Annotated in this window: 16 protein-coding genes; 7 read left to right on the top strand and 9 right to left on the bottom strand. The window is 66.2% G+C overall.

Going from position 1 to position 18877, the window contains the following annotated elements; genetic code table 11:
* Positions 1-116 precede the first annotated feature (116 nt).
* Positions 117-902, top strand: a complete 786-nt coding sequence (locus tag C1878_RS12685; protein ID WP_114601990.1) for a MerR family transcriptional regulator — start codon at positions 117-119, stop codon at positions 900-902.
* 114 nt (positions 903-1016) lie between these two features.
* On the opposite strand, the gene trxA is transcribed toward C1878_RS12685, so the two are convergent.
* A complete protein-coding gene (gene trxA, locus C1878_RS12680; protein ID WP_114601989.1) occupies positions 1017-1325 on the bottom strand; it encodes a thioredoxin in 309 nt (102 codons plus the stop codon).
* Between the two features lie 343 nt (positions 1326-1668).
* Here trxA and C1878_RS12675 point away from each other — a divergent pair, with 343 nt between their 5' ends.
* The gene (locus tag C1878_RS12675; RefSeq protein ID WP_114601988.1) at positions 1669-2592 is read left to right on the top strand and encodes a patatin family protein; all 924 of its coding nucleotides are present in this window, start codon (positions 1669-1671) and stop codon (positions 2590-2592) included.
* Between the two features lie 174 nt (positions 2593-2766).
* Entirely contained in the window at positions 2767-3231 is a 465-nt protein-coding gene (locus C1878_RS12670; RefSeq protein WP_114601987.1) for a protease inhibitor I42 family protein, read from the top strand.
* Positions 3232-3341: 110 nt separating this feature from the next.
* On the opposite strand, the gene C1878_RS12665 is transcribed toward C1878_RS12670, so the two are convergent.
* The 4 genes from C1878_RS12665 to C1878_RS16930 all read right to left on the bottom strand — a co-directional run bounded on the left by C1878_RS12665 (position 3342) and on the right by C1878_RS16930 (position 6237).
* Entirely contained in the window at positions 3342-4259 is a 918-nt protein-coding gene (locus tag C1878_RS12665; RefSeq protein ID WP_114601986.1) for an ion transporter, read from the bottom strand.
* A 67-nt stretch (positions 4260-4326) separates the two neighbouring features.
* Positions 4327-4650: a heavy metal-binding domain-containing protein gene (locus tag C1878_RS12660; RefSeq protein WP_080143336.1), complete on the bottom strand. Its 324-nt coding sequence runs from the start codon at positions 4648-4650 to the stop codon at positions 4327-4329.
* 628 nt (positions 4651-5278) lie between these two features.
* Positions 5279-5761, bottom strand: coding sequence for a hypothetical protein (locus C1878_RS16935; RefSeq protein WP_241963736.1), 483 nt, complete (start codon positions 5759-5761; stop codon positions 5279-5281).
* Positions 5758-6237, bottom strand: coding sequence for a hypothetical protein (locus C1878_RS16930; RefSeq protein WP_241963735.1), 480 nt, complete (start codon positions 6235-6237; stop codon positions 5758-5760). Before C1878_RS16930 ends, C1878_RS16935 begins: the two co-directional genes overlap by 4 nt.
* Positions 6238-6339: 102 nt before the next feature.
* Here C1878_RS16930 and C1878_RS12650 point away from each other — a divergent pair, with 102 nt between their 5' ends.
* Complete coding sequence (locus C1878_RS12650; protein WP_241963734.1) at positions 6340-8097, top strand: cation:proton antiporter; 1758 nt, start codon at positions 6340-6342, stop codon at positions 8095-8097.
* Between the two features lie 100 nt (positions 8098-8197).
* On the opposite strand, the gene C1878_RS12645 is transcribed toward C1878_RS12650, so the two are convergent.
* Entirely contained in the window at positions 8198-8755 is a 558-nt protein-coding gene (locus tag C1878_RS12645) for a hypothetical protein (RefSeq protein ID WP_114601984.1), read from the bottom strand.
* A 260-nt stretch (positions 8756-9015) separates the two neighbouring features.
* Positions 9016-10929 (bottom strand): threonine--tRNA ligase, encoded by a 1914-nt coding sequence (gene thrS, locus C1878_RS12640; RefSeq protein ID WP_114601983.1) that lies wholly within the window; start codon positions 10927-10929, stop codon positions 9016-9018.
* 383 nt (positions 10930-11312) lie between these two features.
* On the opposite strand from thrS, the gene C1878_RS12635 reads away from it, so the two are divergent.
* The 3 genes from C1878_RS12635 to C1878_RS12625 are packed head-to-tail and all read left to right on the top strand — an operon-like array spanning position 11313 to position 15347.
* Positions 11313-14051, top strand: a complete 2739-nt coding sequence (locus C1878_RS12635; protein WP_114601982.1) for a pectate lyase-like adhesive domain-containing protein — start codon at positions 11313-11315, stop codon at positions 14049-14051.
* Positions 14041-14646, top strand: coding sequence for a hypothetical protein (locus C1878_RS12630; RefSeq protein WP_114601981.1), 606 nt, complete (start codon positions 14041-14043; stop codon positions 14644-14646). Before C1878_RS12635 ends, C1878_RS12630 begins: the two co-directional genes overlap by 11 nt.
* A gap of 38 nt (positions 14647-14684) precedes the next feature.
* A complete protein-coding gene (locus C1878_RS12625) occupies positions 14685-15347 on the top strand; it encodes a hypothetical protein (protein ID WP_147272945.1) in 663 nt (220 codons plus the stop codon).
* Positions 15348-15461: 114 nt separating this feature from the next.
* Here C1878_RS12625 and C1878_RS12620 read toward each other — a convergent pair whose 3' ends face one another.
* Both C1878_RS12620 and C1878_RS12615 read right to left on the bottom strand, forming a co-directional pair.
* Positions 15462-16010, bottom strand: coding sequence for a zinc ribbon domain-containing protein (locus tag C1878_RS12620; protein ID WP_114601979.1), 549 nt, complete (start codon positions 16008-16010; stop codon positions 15462-15464).
* Positions 16011-16130: 120 nt separating this feature from the next.
* Positions 16131-18821, bottom strand: a complete 2691-nt coding sequence (locus C1878_RS12615) for a valine--tRNA ligase (protein ID WP_114601978.1) — start codon at positions 18819-18821, stop codon at positions 16131-16133.
* Between the last annotated feature and the right edge of the window lie 56 nt (positions 18822-18877).

The following is an 18877-nucleotide window of genomic DNA, read 5'->3' as shown; positions in this document are numbered from 1 at the left end:
GGCGGACGGACGCGAGCAGACGCAAGGGCGTGAGCCGGTGAGCGGGCGCGAGCAAGCTCGCACGCGCGAAGCGGCCCGCGGGAGGCGACAAGATGGTGCGTCTCGAAAGGAAAGGCATGGAATACCCTAAGCGATACGACATCAAAGACGCGGCGCGCTACCTGGGCGTGGCGCCGTCGGCGCTGCGCTACTGGGAGCGCGAGGGGCTGGTGAGCGCGGAGCGCGACGGCGCGAACGACTACCGCCGCTATTCCGTGCACGACCTCATCGACGCGGGCGAGGTGGTGTTCTACCGCAAGCTCGGAGTGCCGGTGAAGGAGCTGCACGGCTATCGCTCCCTCTCGCTCGCGACGCTCGACGAGGCGCTCGCCGACACGCAGTCGAGCATCGAGCGGCGCATCGCCGAGCTCGAGGCCGTGGGCGCCCGCCTCGCCCGGCAGCGCAACCTCAACGCGTGCGCCAAGCGCCTTGCGCGCGGGGGCATGAGACCGGGCATTCCCGCCATCAAACGGCTCTCCCCGCTCGATTACGATTCCGAACGGCAATGGAAGCTGTTCGTGGACGAGCCGTGGCGCTACGGCATCATCGTCGAAGCCGCGCGGCCCGACGTCTATCGCGAAGCCGCAGTGGACCTGCCCGCTTCCGAAGGCGAGACCATCTGGCCGGAAAACGTCGAGGCGGGGAACCGCCAAGAAGGGGGCAAGGCCACCCGATCGCTCGAATGCCTGCTGCGAATCGACCCGGAAACGAACGAGACGAACGCCCCCGATCTGTTCGCAGAAGCCGTTCGATACGGGTTGCGCGCGCGGTTGATCATCGGAAGCTACCTGCTCGCCGCCACTGAAGACGACGACGACGAAGGCCCGCGCTGGGACTACTACCGGGCATGGGTCATCGCCTGAGCCGGTTCGGATCCGCCGCACACCGTCGCGCAGCTGGTTTCGAGTCGCGAGACGCGAGGGGGCGCCGGCCGCGATCGCGACCGGCGCCCCCTCGGAAAGCCTGCGAACCGAAAGCTAGCTCAGCATCGACAGGATGTTCTGCTTGGGCTGCACGCCCACGGCCTGCTTCTTCACCTGGCCGTTCTCGAACACGATGAGCGTGGGCACGCTCATGACGCCGTACTTCTGCGCGATGTCCGGGCTCTGGTCGATGTCCAGCTTGTACACGGACGCCTTGCCGGCCTGCTCGGCGGCGATCTCGTCGACCGTGGGCGCCAGCATCTTGCACGGGCCGCACCACGTGGCGAAGAAGTCCACGAGCACGGGACCCTGCGCGTCGAGCACCTTGGACTGGAAATCGGAAGAAGAAACAACCTCGCTCATGAAAAAGCCTCCTTATGTGTTCGAGCCGCCTGCGCGGCCTCGTCGCGGCGCTCGGCGGCGCCGCCTCGCGACGCCCGGCGGGCGCGCGATTCCTTCTGTTCTCCTCGTATTGTAAACGCCTTCGCTCAACTGTGCATCTAATTGTTACGGTTTGGGGCATAAATCTTGGATTTCCCGACATTTTCGCGCCGCGAACGGCTCGCGCGCCGATCGGCGCTCCACCGTTACTCCACAGATCCGCCGCCCTCCCATCGGAGAGGCGGCCTTGCGGTTCCGCTACGAAGGACGCCGTCGCATCCTCGCTGCGCTATAATGGGCGCGACACGCAGAAAGGACGCCCCGCATGAGCGAAACGAACCCCCGCACCTCACCTTCCAGAGCCACCGAAGCCCACGATCCCGCTTGGCGCGGGCACGCCACCGCACCCGTCGACCTCGTGCTCGAGGGCGGCGCCATGCGCGGGCAGTTCACGGCCGGCGTGTTGGACGCCTTCATGGACCGCGAGCTGTTCTGCGAACGCGTCGTGGGCGTGTCGGCAGGTGCGCTTTGCGGCTACAACTACGTGGCCGGCGACGTGGGCCGCTCGTGCTACCTCAACGTGAAGTACGCGAACGACTGGCGCTACCTGTCCATGAAGAGCTTCGTGCGCACGGGGAACGCCTGCGGTCGCGACTTCGCCTTCAACGTGATACCCAACCAGCTGGAGCCCTTCGACTACGACGCGTTCAACGACTCCCCCATGCGCCTCGTGGCCGTGTCGAGCGACCTGGACTCCGGCGAGGCCGACTACCACGAGTTCCACGACGCCCTGACCGATGCGCCCTACCTCATAGCCTCGTCGTCCATGCCGCTCGTGAGCCAGATCGTGGAGGTGGACGGCAAGCACCTGCTCGACGGCGGCACGTGCGACAGCGTGCCCGTGCTCTACTCGCTGCTCACCGGTCCCGCAAAGCGTATCGTCGTGCTCACGCAGGACTCCGACTACGTGAAGGGGCCGAACAAGCTCATGGCGCTCCTGCGCCAGCGCTATAGCGACTTCCCCTTCTACCTCGACAGGCTCCAGCACCGCCACTACGAGTACAACCGCCTGTACCGGGCGCTGCCGTGCCTGCACGACGAGGGGCGCATCTTCCTCATCAGGCCCCCCGAGCCCGTCACCGTGGCCAGCATGGAAAAGGACCCGGCCAAGCTCATGGCGCTCTACGAGCAGGGCTACGCCGAGGCGATGCGCGCCTGGCCCGCCCTCGAACGGTACCTAGCGAGCTGAGGCGCCGCGGACGCCCGGCCCGGTCGAGACCCTCTCGCCGCGCGTGGTGTAGTGTTGGTGTGCTGCCTCGCCTACCATGGCGGGGACGCGCTTCCCGTCGTAAACGAGAAGGAAGCACGTCCCTTTGACCCGCGCCGCGCGGGCCAAAGGAACAACGACAATAGGAGGTTTCCCATGAGCGTCAAAACGAACGGAATCGAGAGGGCCGCCGCCCTTCCCCGCCTGCTCATGGCTGCGGCGCTGTGCGCCCTCGCGCTGGTCGCGGCAGCGGCTTTGAGCTCGTGCGGCGGCCAGGCGAAGTCCACCGTGGCGGTGACGCTGGAGAGCCAGGCCGGCACCGGCTATCAGTGGACCTACGTGGCGAGCCCCGACGACGTGTTCAAGGAGACGGGCCACGAGACGAAGGCCGACAACAGCAAAGCGGGCGGCACCGTCACGGACACCTTCACGTTCCAGGCGCAGAAGGGCACCGGAAGCGACGACGCCTCGATAACCTTCCTGCTGGAGCGCCCCTGGCTGAGCGCCGAGGAGGACGAGGGGACGCAGACCGTCCAGTACGTGTTCAAAGTGGGCGACGACAAGAACGTCACGCTGTCCTACACCAACGGCGAGAACGCTCCCGACCCCGTCATCTCGTAGCAGGCGGCGAGCTTCAACCGTTGCTCCAACCGAAAAGCCGCGCGGTTGCGGTGCGCCGTCGGCTGTCATAATCGAAAGACCACGCGCCCAGTCGCTCGATTCGGGCGGCCTCAGCCCTCGTCCTCGGCGTCCCTCCCCTGTGCGTCTTCAGCGACTTCTTCGGCGTCCCTTTCCGCACGGGCGCCGTCCTCGCACCCCTCCTGCCGCTCGCGCCTGCGGCTCCGCGCGTCCTGGGCGCGGAACTCCGACACGAACCCGGCCGAGAAGATGCCGGCGGGAATGGCCACCACGCCGATGGAGAGCACCATGGTGAGGAACCCGATGAGGCGCCCCGCCGCCGTCACGGGCACGAGGTCTCCGTACCCCGTGGTGGTGATGGTGGTCATGGCCCAGTACATGCCCGTGAGCACGCTGTCGAACTTCTCGGGCTGCACGGGATGCTCCACCTCGTACATGAGCACGCTCGCCGTGACGGTGAGCAGCGCCAACACCATGAACGCCGCGATTATCTCGTGGCGGCGCTTTTCGAACACGCGCGAGATGGAGCGCAGGCCGCGCATGTAGCGCGAGAGCTTGATAAGGCGCAGCAGGCGGATGATGCGAGCGGCGTTGAGCATGGAGGCCGACACCGGCACCGCAAGCACCAGCAGGCCCGGGAGGAACGCCAGCAAGTCGACGAGCCCCATGGGCGAGAGCGCGTAGCGCAGCCGGGCCCGCGCGGGAGGTCTGCCCGGCCGCACGAGGTCTGCCACCCACAGGCGGGCCGCGTACTCCACCGCGAAGCACACGCTCGACGCGAATCCGAACGCAAGCAGAACCTGCGACACGCCCGTCGACACGTCGACCTGGGGCTCGACGAACACGAGCAAGGCATTCGCCGCGATGAGCGCGAACAGCGCGACGCCGAGCGCCCGCGCCGCCCCGTGGGCCCGTCGCACGTCCTCGAGGGCGAAGAACGTCTGCCGCTTGAACGCGGACGCCTGCGCCCAGCGGGCGGACTCGCCTTGCTTTTCCCTGTCGTCAGTCATGAAGCCAGTATAGCGGATACTCGTGCGCCGTCCCTGGTCGAATGCGGATCCGAGCGCCGGAGCCCGTCTACGCCTGCGCGAGGGTCACGGCCGTGCCGGAGGCGGTGACCATGAGCATGTTGCCCTGGCCGAGCACCTCGTAGTCCATGTCCACGCCCACGACGGCGTGCGCGCCGAGCGCCGTCGCGCGTTGCTCCAGCTCCTGCAGCGCCTCGGTGCGCGCCTGCAAAAGCTCCTGCTCGTAGCCTTCGCTGCGCCCGCCCACGATGTTGCGGATGCCCGCGCCGAAATCGCGCAGGAAGTTGATGCCGGTGATGACCTCGCCGAACACGATGCCGTAGTAGCCGGTTACGCGGTAGCCCTCGACGGAGGGCGTGGTGGTGACGATCATGGGGTTCGCTCCTGTCCTCGTTCGCTGAGCGCGCGTCGCTTCCCCGATCGGGAGCGCGCGCACGACCCTAGTTTACCACGCCGCGGCGCTCGCGCCTTTTCATGCCGATCTCCTCGCCCGTTCAAAGCCCGCCAGCCCCGCCCGCTGCACGGGCCGGAGTCGAAACGCGGCAAGTCGACCAGCACTGCAGAGCGCGTTCTGCCACGCACGGCGCACGCGGCAGATGCCGGCCTCCAAAAACCGCGCGAACCCTCTCCCGCCCCGCCGTCAACCGCAACTCCGCCCTCTCGGAAAGCGCGTAATGGATTTTTCGCCCATCGTTGCAACTTTTTCGAGGTTATGATGGCTTGAAGGCCTTGGGACCGGCTTTTCAAGCTGCATGCGCTGGCGTTTTCCCAGTTCACGTTTTTTGCATGCTCGGCAAAAACCCTTACGAGCCATCACAGCTTCGATTTTTTTACATGATGGTCTTGGTTATATTTACAATCGCGGCTCGAGACTAGCCGCAAGCGCGGATCAGGTTCGGCCAGATACGCGAAACCCTCGTCCGAAGGCAACGGGAGCCGGTTCGGCCATGCATGCGGATCCCCGTCGCGTAAAGACCGGGCGCAACGGCCGCATCCGCGCTCTAACGATTGCCGGGCAGGTCGTGCAAGAACCCGGCCCGCAACTCGTGGCGTTTCATCATCCAGCTCGCATTGTTGGCGGGCAGGCGCTTGCCCATGCGCTTCGCCAGCGCGCGGGCCACCTCGTCCAGCTTCCTTGCGTCGAAGAACTGGTCGGTCGTCACCGTGATGACCAGCACGTCGCGGACGAGCAGTCCGCTGCGCCGGGAGGAGTCGCGGGTTTCCGCCTCGGTGCCCGAGTGGAACTGGGCGCTGTCGTACTCGATGGCGGTTTTGCACCCGTCCCAGTACAAATCGCATTCGAAGTAGGACCGTCCCATCAAGCCCCCACCGGCACGGACTTCTATGCGGGCGTTGAGCTGCGGCAGCTCGAACCCGTAGCCGCCCAGCATGCGCGGCAGGCACAAAGCCATGGCGAGGTTCGTCTCCATGGGCGAAGCCGATCCGTTCGCGACGAAGCGCAGCGCGCGGGCCGCCCGGTTCACGCCGCGCTCCCCGCCCGCACCTTCAACGCGCTCGCGCAACGCTTCAACCGTGGTCGGAGAACCGTGAAGGCGCTTCGAAACCCGTCGCCGCCGCAGTTGAACACGTACGTCCCGCACAGCAGGTAGCCGAAGCGGACGAGTTCGACGAGGGACAGCAGGGCGGCCGCATGCACGAACGCCTGCTCGGGGGAATCGACGTAGAGGCCCTCCTCCACGCGCACGAACACACCCGGCCCTGCGTTTCCGGGTTGCACGTGGCACGCGAGCCCCTTCGCTTGGCTGCGGTCGTTGGCGTCGGCCACGGCGACGTGCACGGGCGTTGAAACGCCGAAACGTCGCACGTCGAAACCGTCGACCTCAAGCTTGCTCACGCGCTCGCCCGACAAGGGACGAGCGAGCGCCGCCTCGAAGCCCGGCGGGGGATCGTTCGCCCGCCAGTACTCGAAGGCCGATCTATGGCTCAGGAAAATGCTCATGGTTGCAGTGTATCAAATCGCTCGGGCGGTCGGCGAATCGGGAGCGCTCGCGCGGACGGTAACTTCGCGAAGGAAACTCGTCCCGCAGGGCGAAGGTGTACAATGGCGGGGTTTACCGGTTTCGCACCCGTGCCCGAAAGGCTCCGATCCATGCCCGTCGACCTCATATCGCTCGCCATCATCGCGCTCGTCGCGGCGGCGTGCCCCATCCTCGCAAGGCTCATACCCGGCAAGCTCGTCCCTGAGACGGTGTTTCTGCTTATCGCCGGCGCGGTTCTCGGGCCGAACCTCGTAGGCGCCATCGAGCTCACCGAGTCGGTCGGGCTGCTGTCCGATCTGGGTCTGGCCTTCCTGTTCCTGCTGGCGGGCTACGAGATCAACCCGAAGAGCCTCACCGGTTCCCAAGGCAAGCGGGGGCTGGCAACCTGGGCCGTCTCCATCGTGCTGGCCTTCTTGTTCGTTCACTTCGCCGGCCGGTTGTTCGACAACGAGCTGGAGTCCGTTGCCGTGGCCATCGCGCTCACCACGACGGCGCTGGGCACGCTCATGCCCATCCTGAAGGAGCGAGAGCTCATGGGCACGCGCGTGGGCGAGTCCATCCTGGCCTACGGCACCTGGGGCGAGCTTTGCCCGATTCTGGCCATGGCGTTGCTGCTGTCCACGCGCGCCGAGTGGAAGACCATCCTCATCCTGCTGGCGTTCGCGGCGCTCTGCGTGCTCGTGGCCGTGGTGCCCGCCAAGGCGAAGAAGGCCGGTCACAAGCTGTTCAACTTCCTCACCGCCAACGCCGAGGGCACGTCGCAGACCATGATGCGCGTGACCGTGCTCCTGCTCGTGGGGCTGGTGGCGCTTTCGGCCGTGTTCGACCTCGACATCGTGCTGGGGGCGTTCGCGTCGGGCTTCGTGCTGCGCTACATCATCCCCGAGGGCGACCACGCGCTCGAGCACAAGCTCGACGGCGTCGCGTACGGCTTCCTCATACCCATCTTCTTCGTGGTGTCCGGCGCGAAGATCGACCTTCTGGCCGTGTTCCAGCAGCCGGCGATGCTCGTGGGCTTCATCGTGCTGCTGCTGCTCATACGCGCCGTTCCCATCTTCGCGGCGCTTTCCACCGGCAAGGACACGCGCGACATCTCGTCGCACAACCGCCTGACCATCGCCCTGTACTGCACCACGGCGCTTCCCATCATCGTGGCCGTGACGTCGGTTGCCGTGAGCGCGGGAGCCATGCCGCAGGAGACGGCCAGCGTGCTGGTGGCCGCCGGGGCCATCACCGTGTTCCTCATGCCGCTGCTGGGATCGCTCACCTACCGCGTGGCCGACGCGAAGCCCATCGAGGCCGTGCGCGAGATCGCGCGCAACCCGCGCGACATCGGCGACATCCTGCGCGAGCACTGGGAACTGGAACGCCTCTTGGCGCGCCAAGAGGCGGCCACCCGCCTGGCCGCGCGCCGCGACCGTCGCGAAGGCCGAGAGACGCCGTGGGAGGACCTCGCGTTCGGCCTGCAGCGCACCTCGGCGCGCAAGCGGGCGCTGGACGAGGCGCTGGACGTCGCCGCCCAGGAGGTGTCCGCCAAGAAGGCCGCCGCCGATGAGGCCGTGAACGAGCACGTGGCGCCCCTGGCGGAGCGCCGGACGCAGCAGCGCGAGGAGCTGCGGCGCCGCATGGCCGAGCGCGCCGTGCGCGAGTACCATCGCCGCATGAAGGAGATGGGCAACGCGGCCGAGCGCATGGGCATCGACCGCGAGGAAGCCCGCCGCATGTTCGAGGGCGCACGAGACGCGCGGGCGTCCCTTCTGCGCGAACTGCACGAGGAGCACCGCCGCGACGACGAAGACGAGGAAGGCCCTCGCTCTTAGCAAGCGCGGCGCTTACGCGCCGAACGCACAGGTCCCGGTCCGCGCACCCCCTGCGCGAACCGGGACCCAACGTGAAGCATTCGGGAATCGTGCGGAAGCGCTACCCCAGAAGGGCGCCGGCTATGTTCCGCTCGGCCGAGGCGGTGGGCGACCAGGTGTTGTTCGCCAGCTCGTAATCGAGCACGATCGGTTCGGTCTCGGTGGGCTCGATGCCCGCAAGGGCGGTCACGACGGTCTCGCCGATCTTCTGGTTCATGGCGCTCCGGTCGAGCTCCGCGAAGGACTCGTCGGCCATGAGCTGGTCGGCCGCATCCTGCAGCGCCTTCTCGTAGGCGGAGAAGCTCTTGCACGTGAGCACCACGGTGACCTGCGCCTTGTCGCCGTCCACCGTGACGTCGTCGATGCGGTAGTCGAAGCCGTTCAGGTACGCCTTCATGAACTCGTTCGCATCGAGGCCGTATGCGGACAAGCCCGACATGTTCGCGCCGGAGACGATCTCGGCCATGGCCGCGTCGTCCTGGTTCTTCAACCCGTCCAGCTCTTGGGTCACGCCGGTGCGGATGACCTCCTCGTTGCTCGGGCCGCAGCCCGCCAGCATCCCCAAGCACACCGTCATGAGCGCGGCGATGCATGCGACGACTATTCTCCTCTTCCTCATACCTTATCCTCTCCTTTTAATGACAACGACCCGTTACCTATGACGAGCCCGCACAGTATAACGGTCTCGGCACACGCGACGGCAAAACGCAAGAGGCTGTATAGAAAGCGTTGATAAAGCGTCCCCTGCTCGAATACAGCCCCCATAGTCACGAATGCCGGCGATCATAAGGTCCGTCGGCATTCGCATCATTGCATAAGTATATAGTTTTCGAGACGCGGACGCGACCCCTTGGCAAACCGGCGACACCGGAAAACGCTTTACAGCGCGGCATCCTTGATGGTCTGCACCAGCTTCTCCACGTCCCACGCGCCCAGATCGCCCTCGTGGCGCTCGCGAACGCTCACGGTGCCGTTCTCGATCTCCTTGTCGCCAAGCACCACCATGTACGGGATCTTCTGGCTCTGGGCCTTCGCGATCTTCACGCGCATGGGTTCGTTCTGGTCGTACACCTCCACGCGCCCGCCCGCAGCCTTCAACTGCTTCGCCAGCTCGGCCGCCGCGTCGTTGTGACGGTCGGCCAGCGGCAGCACGGCCACCTGCACGGGAGCCAGCCACAGCGGCAGCGCGCCGGCGTAGTGCTCGATGAGGATGCCGAGGAAGCGCTCGATGGAGCCGAAGATGGCGCGGTGGAGCATCCAGGGGCGCTCCTCGGTGTTGTCCTCGGTGCGGTAGGTCAGCTCGAAGCGCTCGGGCATGTTGAAGTCCACCTGCACGGTGGAGCACTGCCAGGTGCGGCCGATGGCGTCCTTCACCTTGATGTCGATCTTCGGGCCGTAGAACGCGCCGTCGCCCTCGTTGATGTCGTAGGCCAGATCGTGGCGCGCGCAGGCCTCCTTGAGGGCGTTCGTGGCGTGCTCCCACATGTCGTCGGTGCCGATGCTCTTCTCGGGGCGCGTGGAGATCTCGGCCTCGTACTCGAACCCGAACGTGGACATGATATGGTCCACGAGGTCGAGGATGGCCACCACCTCGTCCACCACCTGGTCGCGCGTGCAGAACACGTGCGCGTCGTCCTGGGTGAAGCCGCGGGCGCGCAGCAGGCCGTGCACGACGCCGCTCATCTCGTGGCGGTACACGGTGCCGAACTCGAAGTAGCGCAAAGGCAGGTCGCGGTAGGAGTGCAGCTCGCTCTTGTACAGCATCACGTGGCCCGGGCAGTTCATGGGCTTCACGGCGTACTCGGTCAGGCGCGGGTCCTCGTCGGTGCCCTCGTTGATGTTGAAGAAGTACATGTTCTCTTTGTAGAAGCCGTAGTGGCCCGAGGTCTTCCACACGTCGGCGTTGTAGATGTGCGGGGTGATGACCTCTTCGTAGCCGCGCTCGTACAAGTCGCGGCGCAACCACTCCTGCATGGTGCGGATGATGCGCGCGCCCTTGGGAAGGTACAGCGGCAGGCCCACGCCGGCCAGTTGGTCCATGGTGTAGATGCCCAGTTCGCGGCCCAGCTTGCGGTGGTCGCGCTTCTCGGCCTCCTCCAGGTTGCGCACATGCTCGTCAAGCTCCTTCTGCTTGAAGAACGCGGTGCCGTAGATGCGGGTGAGCATCTCGCGCTCCGCGTCGCCGCGCCAGTACGCGCCGGCCAGCTTCGTGAGCTTGTAAGCGCCGATCTTGCCGGTGGAGGGCAGGTGCGGCCCGCGGCACAGGTCGGTGAACTTGCCTATGCGATAGGTGGTGATGACGGCGTCCTCGGGCAGCTCGGCGATGAGCTCCAGCTTGAACGGCTGGTCCGCGAAGATCTCCTCGGCCTCGGCGCGCGTGACCACGCGGCGTTCGAAGGGCTCGTCGGCTTTCACGATCTCGGCCATGCGGGCCTCGATCGCGGCGAAGTCGTCCGGCGACAGCGCACGGTCGAGCTTCACGTCGTAGTAGAAGCCGTCCTCGATGGCCGGCCCCACGCCGAACTGCACGTCGCCGTAAAGGTCGACGAGCGCGGCGGCCATGACGTGCGCGGTGGAGTGGCGCAGAAGCTCGAGCCCCTCGTCGCTCTTGCTCGTGACGATGGCCACGGCGTCGCCTTCGGCCACAGGAGACGAGAGGTCGACCGGTTGGTCGTTCACGATGCCCGCGAGCGCGGCCTTCGCCAGGCCCGCGCCGATGGACGAGGCCACGTCGGCGACGGTGGCGCCGTCGGCGAGCTCCTTCTTCGAGCCGTCGGGAAGTACGATGTTCATGATGGTTCCTTTCCTGCCGGGTGCATACAAAGCACCTGCATCGATTGCGGTCGCGTCTTGAGTGCGCGGCCGTGTCCAGTATGCCACGAACGGCGTGGCGACCAGCCGCGCACACGATTTCAACAAACGCCGGATCGGGCGAAACGGGGTGCACCGAGCCTGCATGGCCCCTTGTCAGACGCGAGGGCGGGGGGCCATGCTCCTGCTTTGCGAATAAATGCTATAGGAAAAGCAACAGATAGGTGACAGGAACGGCGCTGGCGCCTTCTTCCCGTTACCATAGGGCCTCGCGAAATACTAAAGCGATTTACTAGAGATTAAGTAAAGCGCGCGAAGGCGCTCGAGATAGAACGGATCCAATCATAGGCAACTTGAGAAAAACCATGCGCCATGGCCTTCTCGCCCTGCTGGCAGCCGTGCTGCTGGCCGGGACTTCCGCGCCCTCTTTCGAGCGCGCGTTCGCCGACGCGCAGATCGCATCCGAAAGCGCGACGTCGCAGGACGAGGCGCGGGACAACGTGCCCGAACAGGACGAGCTCGGCGACGGCGAAGCGAACGGCGCTTCGGACGGATCCGAAGCGGAATCCGAAACGGGTGCCCCGGCAGGCGGCGATGCGAACGTGGAAACCGAAGATGAGCCCCCGTTCCCCTCGGTATCTTCGGATGCCGAAGGGGAAGCTTCGACCGCCTCCCCCATCGACGAAAGCGGCGAGGCGCGCGCAAGCTCCCTGGTGACCACGTTCCAAGAGCTTTACTCGGCGGTCGCCGCGCAGGACATCGACACGATCGTCCTTGGCGGCGACATCGTCATGACGGGACACATCCCCATCCCCGCTGCCAAGACCGAGCTCACGATAGACGGCCAGGGCCTGTACACGCTCGAGCAGCAGGGCGCGACCACGTTCACCTCGTCCTCGACCGCGAGCCCCGTGTACACGCTGAGGAACATGGCGATCGTCGGGCGGACCTACTACGGCGTGGTCTGGTGCACCGCGGCATCCGGCGCGCCGACCATCGTCCTTGAAAACGTGTCCTACACAGGTCCCCAGCTTATCTACAACCGATACGGCAACGTGTCGTTCGTCGGCGAGAACAACGTGCTCGTCAAGTCGAACGGAAGCAACTCGAACACGGCCGAGGAGATCGGGGAGGTGCACGGCGTTTCCGTGCACGGCGAGCTCGCCGTCGAATCGACCTCGGTCGGCAGCGCCTTCTTCTGGATGTTCGGCGCAGGAGCCGAAAAGCCGTTCCTCACCATCGCAAGCGGGGCGCAAGCCTCCTTCAAGACCTCGGCCAACACTGGCCGGGGGTTCTTCTGGGTCGAGGGCACAACCTACAACGTCGTCCTGGACGTCGGGGACGGCGCGTCCCTCCTTGTCGACATAACGGGTTACAACCCGCTGAGCACGGCGGAGGACCATCGCGTCGACTCGATCCGCATCGGGAAAAACGCAACGGCGGTGTTCAACTTCGCAGGGGGAATCGCCCTTTCCAACGCGCTCGTCGTCGAGGAGGGCGCGGTCTTGCGGATGAACTACCTCAACAAGCCGGGAACGAGCGGCTCCGCGTACGCGTATCCGCTGTTCCGCTTCCTGAGCCCGGCCGGAGGCGCCCCCGTCGTCCAGGTGGACAAAGCGAAGGCGGTGGTCTTCGCGGTGCAGCCCTCGAACAGGCCCATCTTCGGCTTGGCGCAGGCGAATTCCCTGCAGTTCGCCACGACGGACTTCAACTACTGGCCGACCTACGCGGCGGCCGCCGCGCAGGAGAAACCCGCCCGCATGTGGTCGTCCGACAGCGCCAACGGCCTCCTTGCAACCCTCGACCTGGCCGCGGGCCAAGACGTTCTGAAGTCCATCGTCTCGAACAACGGCGATCTCGCCGCCGGGTTCGATCCCAAAAACGCCCGCGTCATCCAGGTGGGAACCGAGCCCATGCTCCTGGCTCCCGAACGGCAATGGATCCACTCCACGGCCGCAGCCGGCTCGACGGAGCCCGCCGCGCAGGTTTACGTCGACTACGCGGGCAACGACGGTTCGGCGCAAAGCTTCTCGGGGGCCAGCGACGGCGCCGGGCGCTACTCCATCGCGATAGACAACACGGTGGTCGACTCCCGGACCAAGCTCGAGGTGACCGCGGTGCACGACTTCCTCGCTCTGAAGAAAAGGTCCGCGATCCTCGAGGCCGGCGACCCTTCGGCCGACCCCGTCCTCCAAATCGTCCGCCGGGGCGATCCGTTCCCCACGGACGCTTGGGCCCTTGTCGCCAACGCCGAAGCCGGCGACGAAGGCCCCTTGCAGGCCGCGATAGCCGAGGCGCCCGGCACCGACGTCGTCGGACCGGCCGTCGCCAAGGTCGTCCTCACCAACGCCACGGGGAAAAGCGCCGTGGTGACGGTGCCCGTGTTCGTGACCGACGAGAGCACCGTCGTGGACGCCGATCGCCGCGTCGCGCTGCGGGCGGAGGACTTCTCGTTCCGCAAAAGCGAGTTCCCTCGCGACGATGCAGGGAAATTCGTTTTGGACCGGAGCCGCGCCCAGGCATGGGACCTCATGACCGGCGATGACCTGTCCTCGGAGATCGTCCCGCCCCACGACCCCTTGACGGAAGCGCTGGAGGTCCAAACCGTCGCGCTGACGGCCAAGGGCGTCGAGCGCGTCGTCACGGTCACCATCGTCGACGAGGCGCAGTGGGTCGACGTCCGCATTCCCACGAAGATGCTCTTCGGAACGATCGACGTGTACGGGGACGGCAGGATCGTCTCTCCGGTGTACGAGATGGAGAACGGCTCCGACCTCCCCGTCGACGTGTCCCTCGCCGGCTTCGAGGTTCTGGAAAGCGACGGGATCAACCTGATGAGCGGCCCCGAAGGGGCAACGAGCGGCAACGACCTCAAGCTCGACCTCGACCTCGACGGGACGACGGCCCTCGAATACCTGCACCCCTTCGCCCCCGAGAACCCGTCGGACGGACTGCGGGTGACGCTCGCCCCGTCCGCACGCCGCCACCTTGCCTTTTCCGGCACTTACCTCGGCGCCTTCTCGCCCGGGGTGGTGCACCGCCCCTCTTATTCCCTGGTGTGGTCGTTCGCACCGGTGTTCGAAGGAGAAACCTATGCTCGATAACGAAACGAACAACAGGGACGCGAAGCAAGCGCCCATCCAAACGGGAACGCCCGACACGTCGGAAGGCGCGCAGGAAAAGCGTCGGAAGAGGAAGAAGATCCTGCTCGTGCTCCTCCTCCTTCTGCTTCTGCTCGCCCTGGGCACGTGCACGGCCGTGAACCTCCTGGGCGACAAGCAGGAAGACGCGCCGGCCGCCGTCGCCGTCATGCCCGGGCTCGACGCGAACGCCGAGGACATCTCAGACCGCGAAGGCATGGAAAGCGCCATGCAGAGCGCAGCCGACGCGAACTACTTCACGCTGCAGGTCAACCCCGACGCCTCCTTCTCCTCGCAGACGGGCGAGGGCAGGTTCGAGCTGGTCAACCCGCTCGACAACGTGTTTCCGATCTCGTTCGACATCACCCTCGACGAGAGCGGGCAAAAAGTTTACCAATCGGGGGCGGTGATGCCCGGCAAGCAGATCAGGGGCATCGCGCTCGATTCGACGCCGGATCCCGGCTCCTATCGGGCGACCGTCAATGTTTCGATATACGACCGGGAGACGCAGGAAAAGGAAGGTGAGACCAAAGTAAAGATAACCTTGCATGTCGAATAAGGCATCCATCGGCAACAACGACAACCAGAGGAGTCGACATGACTACGAACAGAAAACTCTTGTCCGCTTTCTTAATGCTCGGCTTGGTCGCGGTCATCGCCATGACCCCCCTCGCCGCATACGCATGGGACAGCGGATCCGAAGGCAACAGCGAGAACGACAACAGCACCGGCATACAGGGCACATCGGATGGAAAGACCGCCGTCGAGGGCTGGATAGGCACCTTCGACGGCGAAGAGAATCCGAACCGACCCGACCCCCCGACCGAATCGTGGGTGAACGTCAAGATCCCCACGACCGCGCTTTTCGGATCGCTCGCAAGCGACGAGGGAGCGGTGTACTCCCCCGTTTACCGCATCTACAACCACTCGTCGCGCGGAGTGTCCGTGACGCCGACCGGCTTCACCAAGGTTTCGGAGCCCGCCGAGCTTGCGGGAATGACGCTGAACCTGAGCTTCGCGTCTCCGAACAGCTTGACCGTGCCGTTGAGAAGCGCCGACGACGCGTTTCTGGGCGCCGGTTTGACGAGCCCGGGCTCGATCGTCATCGGGGCGGGATCGGAATCCGCGCCGCAGACCGCCGTCTTCAGCATGAGCGGCCAGCTGCCCGAGGGCTTCAGCTATCCCAGCGACGCGCCTCACCAGCCGAAGTACAGCCTGGTGTTCAGCTTCGCCGCGGAACCGCCCTCGGCCGTGCAGTAAGGAAAAACGCACGCCCCCGCCCGCGAACCGCGGTCGGGGGCGTGCAAGCGCGTCAACGGGAAACCGCCCGGTGCCTTCAAGGCACGCGGGCGGTTTTCTTTTCGGCGTCGCTGGTTACTGGACGGGATGCTCGCCCTGCGGAGCGCGCGAGCGGGCCTGCCGCTGCTGGGGAGCCGCCTGCTGCGGCTGCTGCGCGCGGGCGCGCGGGGCGCTGCGACGCGCCGCCGGGGCCGCGCCGCCCACGGGGGTGGCGCAGTACGGGCACACGGTCCACGAGGGATCGAGCGCGTGGTTGCAGGTTCCGCACAGGTTCTTCAGGCGCTGATGGCAGTTGGGGCACAGCACGAAATCGGCCTCCACCGGGTAACCGCAGTTCGCGCACTCGCCGTACTTCATGAGCTCGCGTTGCTTGAGCGCGATCTCCAGCTCCTGCTCGTCGCGGTCGATCTGCAGCAGCGGCGGGCGCAGCAGGCAGTAGGCGATGATGCCGAGCAGCGGGATGAGCGCCACGATGGCCCACACGTACCAGTAGGAGCCGCGCAGGTAGGCGTCGCGGACGACCCAGACGATGGACAACACGTACAGAATGACGAGCAACACCACGACCACGGTGAACGCGGCTTGCAGCTCAGGCGTCCACAGCTGGGACAGCAGTTCGTTCATTTCAACCTCGTTTTCTTACGTTTGCCCGCGCCCAGCGCCGGCATTCGACTGCCGTGCCGGCCGCCGAAGCTCCGACACGAACAGTCATTATAGCAAAGTTGCCCAAGGGCGCACGCCTGTTCAGGCAATTTCCGCAAGCTGGGCCTCCACGCGCGCCAGCTTGTCGGCGAGCTCGGCGTGCTTGGCACGGTCCTTTTCCACGATCTCGGGCGCGGCCTTCGCCAAAAAGCCCGGGTTGGACAGCTTCTTCTCGAGCTTGCCCGCGTCGGCGGCCAGCTTCGCGCGCTCCTTCTCCAAGCGGGCGCGCTCGGCAGCGAAGTCCACCAGGCCCGACAGCACGATGTACACCTCGAGCCCCGCGCCCAGCACCGCGCTCGACTCGGCCGGCTTCTCGGCATCGGCGGCCACGGCGAGCGACGACGTGTTGCCCATGCCCTCGATGAGCCCGCGCTGCGCCTCCAGCAGCGCGACGTCGGCCTCCCCCGCCTTCACCGTGACGGCAAGCTCGGCCTTCGGCGAGATGCCGTAGCGGGCGCGCGTGCTGCGGATGGCCGACACGCACTCGCACACCATCTCGATGGCGCGCTCGGCCTCTTCGTCCACGTAGGCTGCGAGCGCCGCGGCGTCCGGCCACGCCGCCCCGATGAGGTACGGGACGCCCGCACGGTCCAGGGGCAGCTCCCGGTAAATCTCCTCGGTCACGAACGGCATGATGGGATGCAGCAGGCGCAGCGCCTGGTCGAGCACGAACACGAGGTTGCGCTGGCACGCCGCGCGGTCGGCCGGGTCGGCCTGCGCTCCGAGCCGCGCCTTCGAGAACTCGATGTACCAGTCGCAGAACTCGTTCCAGAAGAACGCGTACAGCTCGCGCGTGGCCTCGCCGAACTCGAAGGAGTCGAACGCCGCGTCGAGGCGCGCCACTAAGCCGGCCAGCCGCGAGAATATCCAGCGGTCCGCGGGCGTCGTGGGCTCGGGCTCGCCGGGCTCGTAGCCGTCCAGGTTCATCATGACGAAGCGGGCGGCGTTGCGGATCTTGTTCGCGAAGTTGCGCGAGCTTTCCAGCTTCGCCTCGTTGAACTTGAGGTCCTGCGCGCCCGTCACCTGCATGAGCAGGCCGAAGCGCATGCCGTCGGCGCCGTAGTCCTCCATGAGGCGCAGCGGGTCCACGCCGTTGCCGCGGCTCTTGGACATGGGCTTGCCGTCGGCCGCCATGACCGTGGGGTGGATGATGACGTGCTCGAAGGGAATCTGGTCGGTGCAGTACATGGACGCCATCACCATGCGCGCCACCCACAGCCCCATGATGTCGCGGGCGGTGGAGAGCACCTGCGTGGGGTACGCGGCCTTCATCTCGGGCGCGTCGACCCCCTCCTCCGTCCAGCCCATCGTGGCGAAGGGCCACAGCTGCGACGAGAACCACGTGTCCAGCACGTCCTCGTCCTGGCGCACGGGCTTGCCGCACACGGGGCACACGTCGATATCCTCCACGCTGGCGTCTTCCCAGCCGCACTCGTCGCAGTAGAACATGGGAATGCGATGACCCCACCACAGCTGGCGCGAGATGCACCAGTCCTTCAGGTTGCCCAGCCAGTCCAGGTAGACCTGCTTCCAGCGCTCGGGGTGGAACTGGATGGAACCGTCCTCCACCACGCGCGCCGCGTTCTGCTTGAGGCCGTCCACGGCCACGAACCACTGCTCGGACTCCCAGGGCTCCAGCTTCGTGTGGCAGCGGTAGCAGGTCATGACGGAGTGGTCGTGGTCCTCCACCTTGTCCAGCAGCCCCAGTTCCTCGAACGCGGCCACGACGGCCTCGCGGGCCTCGTCGCGGTCCATGCCGCTGAAGCGCCCGTAGCCGTCCACCACGTGCGCCGTCTCGTCGAAGATGTTGATGCGCTCAAGCCCGTTGCGCTCGCCCATGGCCCAGTCGTTCGGGTCGTGCGACGGCGTCACCTTCACGCAACCGGTGCCGAACTCCATGTCCACGTGCCAGTCGGCGAAGATGGGGATCTCGCGGTTCACCAGCGGCAGCTTCACCGTCTTGCCCACGAGGTGCTTGAAGCGCTCGTCCTTCGGGTTCACCGCCACGCCCGTGTCGCCCAGCATCGTCTCGGGGCGCGTCGTGGCCACCACGAGGTACTCCAAATCGCCCTCGGGCTCGGTCAGCGGGTAGCGCAGGTGCCATAGGTGGCCCGTCTCGTCCACGTACTCGGCCTCGTCGTCGGAGATGGACGTGGTGCAGTGCGGGCACCAGTTAACGATGCGCTTGCCCTTGTAGATAAGGTCGTCGTGGTACCAGTCCACGAACAGCTTGCGCACGGCCTTCACGTACGCCGGCTCCAGCGTGAAGTGCTCGTCGTCGTAGTCGCACGAGCAGCCCATGCCCTTGATCTGGTTCACGATGGTGGTGCCGTACTCCTTGTACCAGTCGTAGCACGCCTCGACGAACGCCTCGCGGCCGATCTCCAAGCGGCTGATGCCCTGGTCGGCCAGCTTCTTGTCAACCTTGGTCTGCGTGGAGATGCCGGCGTGGTCGGTGCCCAGGATCCAGCGCGTGGGACGCCCCTGCATGCGCGCGCGGCGGATGCAGGTGTCCTGGATGGTGTCGTTGAGGGCATGGCCCATGTGCAGCACGCCCGTGATGTTCGGCGGCGGGATGACGATGGTGTAGGGCTCGCCCTTCTTGGCGCCGAAGCCCTCGCCGCGCTGGAAGTAGCCGGCGTCCTTCCACGCCTGGAAAAGCGGGCGCTCGTGCGCCGCGAAGTCGTAGTCGATCTTCTTCGCCCCGGTGCTCTCGTTCGTGTTCTCGGCCATGGTCTGCTCTTTCGTGTCGAACCGAAAAGCGGGCGCGGCGCCTCTCGCACCTGCCC

Origin of the sequence: Gordonibacter sp. 28C (assembly GCF_003339845.1) — a bacterium.
Classification (GTDB): domain Bacteria; phylum Actinomycetota; class Coriobacteriia; order Coriobacteriales; family Eggerthellaceae; genus Gordonibacter.
The sequence above is the reverse complement of the archived record's forward strand: the minus strand, read 5'-3'. Positions and strand labels throughout refer to the sequence as shown.